This window comes from Bacillus sp. M6-12, from assembly GCF_002860285.1.
Lineage (GTDB): Bacteria > Bacillota > Bacilli > Bacillales > DSM-1321 > Peribacillus.
Map to the genome: position 1 here is coordinate 1 of NZ_PGVF01000040.1, position 2742 is coordinate 2742.

Annotated in this window: 3 protein-coding genes; all 3 read left to right on the forward strand. The window is 40.4% G+C overall.

The genetic code is table 11. The features are described 5' to 3' along the window. Positions 1-428: DNA-binding domain-containing protein (locus CVD28_RS27390; protein WP_180954338.1), on the forward strand; the 428-nt coding region annotated here is incomplete at its 5' end. 98 nt (positions 429-526) lie between these two features. Beyond that, on the forward strand, positions 527-1816 hold the full coding sequence (locus tag CVD28_RS27395; protein ID WP_101597817.1) for a cation:dicarboxylate symporter family transporter: 1290 nt from the start codon (positions 527-529) through the stop codon (positions 1814-1816). 159 nt (positions 1817-1975) lie between these two features. Then, a partial coding sequence (locus CVD28_RS27400) for an aminoacyl--tRNA ligase-related protein (protein WP_101597818.1) occupies positions 1976-2742 on the forward strand: 767 nt, incomplete at its 3' end.

The window sequence follows — 2742 nt, forward strand, 5'->3', positions numbered from 1 at the left end:
ATATTGTACTGAAAAAGTTACACGATATGGGAATCTACAGTGACAGCGCGAGCCGCGACATCATAGCGATCATGGAAGTCTTGACTGAACAACGAGCTATTCAGCTACCGCCTTTAAAAGGATTATATGAAGATGCCCTAACTAAACTAGGTGTACCTGATCAAGACATCCAAAAGGAAAGTAAGGCAATGGAACAAAGAATTCGTCGGGCGATCCTTACTGCAATGGAACACTTAGCATCACTTGGCGCAGTGGATTATACAATCGATGAATTTGAATACTATGCACCGCGCTTTTTTGATTTCCAAGAGATTAGTCTGCGAATGAAACAGATTCAAGAAGAAATTTACGATATTAAGCCTATCAAAGTGAACAGTAAAAAGTTTCTGCATGTTTTATATATGGAGATAGTGGAAGAACGAAAATAGTTTTTGTAGGATATTGTAGAATTTTGTAGGATCCCCGTAAGATATGAATAAGTTACTGAAAGAAAGCGTTTTCAGAGAACGTCAAAGGGGGATTATCGATGAAAAAGATATTTAAATTGTCTTTGGCTTACCAAATATTGATTGGATTGGTTTTAGGTATTGCAGTCGGTGCAATCTTCTACGGTAATCCTAGCGTAGAAAAGTATTTGCAGCCAATCGGCACGATGTTTATCAATATGATTAAAATGATTGTTGTACCTATTATTATTTCAACGTTAGTAATTGGAGTAGCGGGTACAGGTGATATTAAGAAATTAGGAAAGCTTGGCGGTAAAACGCTTTTATATTTTGAAATTGTTACAACGATTGCGATTATTGTTGGTCTTATGTCAGCTAATATTTTCAAACCGGGTGACGGCATTGATATGTCTTCTCTTGAAAAAGGTGACATTTCGCAATATGTTCAAACAACGGAAGAAGTGCAGAATGGCGGCTTTATGGATGTATTGGTCAGCATTGTACCAAGTAATATCGTAGACTCGATGGCAAATGGTGATATGTTGCCAATCATTTTCTTCTCTGTATTATTTGGATTAGGTGTAGCGGCAATCGGAGAGCGCGGCAAACCGGTACTGGATGTTTTCCAAGGGGTCGCGGACGCGATGTTCTGGGTAACGAATATGATTATGAAATTCGCACCGTTTGGTGTATTCGCGTTAATTGGTGTAACCGTATCCAAATTCGGTTTGGAATCACTCATTCCGATGGGTAAATTAATGGTTCTCGTATATGCTACGATGATATTCTTCATCGTCGTCGTGTTAGGCGGAATCGCGAAGATAGTCGGCGTGAACATCTTCCACCTCATGAAAATCCTAAAGGACGAATTAATCCTAGCGTTTTCTACGTCCAGTTCGGAAACCGTGTTACCGAAAGTAATGGAGAAAATGCAAAAGTTCGGTTGTCCAAAAGATATCGTATCTTTCGTAGTGCCGACCGGCTATTCGTTTAACCTAGACGGATCTACACTTTATCAGGCATTGGCGGCAATGTTTATTGCACAAATGTATGGAATTCAGCTGAGTATTACGGAACAAATTACATTGGTATTAGTGCTGATGATTACGTCTAAAGGAATTGCGGGCGTACCTGGTGTTTCTTTCGTCGTGTTACTTGCAACGCTTGGAACAGTGGGCATTCCGCTTGAAGGATTGGCGTTCATCGCGGGTATCGACCGTTTGCTAGATATGGCACGTACAGTAGTAAACGTAGTCGGAAACGCACTTGCAACAGTAGTATTGTCGAAGTGGGAAGGTCGCTTTGGCGAGGAAACTGAGAAGGTAGAACGCGAACCACAATTTGTCTTTGCAGAAGAGAAATTAGTTTAATTGAACGCTGTCCTCTTAATTGAGGGCAGTTTTTTTATGGAGTTTATGAAGACAGACAAGCATAATGACGGCATTCAATTGTAGGAATGCTTGATTTGTTATATGATTAACAGTATGAAATAACAAGAGTGCGGTTTTTACTAAGGAGGAAATGAAGTAATGAGCAATCAGCAAAATGATTTTACAAAATGGTATATCGACACAATCCAGAAAGCGGATTTAATGGATTATACACCAGTGCGTGGATGTATCGCATTTAAACCAGACGGCTATGAAATTTGGGAGCATATTCAAGATGAAATGAATCGTCGTTTTAAAGAAACGGGTCACCGTAATGCATATTTTCCCATGCTAATTCCAGAGTCATTTTTCGAAAAAGAAAAAGATCATATCGAAGGATTCTCTCCAGAATTGCCATGGGTGACAGAAGCAGCGGGCGAGAAATTGGAAGAACGTTTGGCGCTACGTCCGACGTCTGAAACCATGATTGGTCATTTGTATTCTGACTGGATCAAGAGCTATCGTGATCTTCCAGTACTAATCAACCAGTGGGCAAACGTATTCCGCTGGGAGAAAAAGACGCTACCATTCATTCGTACGTCAGAATTCTTGTGGCAAGAAGGACATACTGCACACGTAGATGAAGAAGAAGCGCGCCATGAAACGATGCAAATGCTGGAAATCTACAAAGAAGTTGTAGAAGACTTACTTGCGATTCCAGTATATGACGGTCAGAAAACACCATCTGAGCGTTTTGCGGGTGCAATTGATACATTCTCGATTGAAGCGATGATGAAAGATGGTAAAGCAGTACAAGCCGGAACTTCACATTACCTTGGCACAAAGTTTGCGGAAGCATTTGATATCAAATACTTAACAAAAGAAAACAAGCACCAGTTCGTGCATACAACATCTTGGGGAACGTC

Bases quoted from the DNA above. Each gene is read 5' to 3' on its own strand.
- CVD28_RS27395 (WP_101597817.1), top strand. From the start codon at position 527: ATGAAAAAGATATTTAAATTGTCTTTGGCTTACCAAATATTGATTGGA.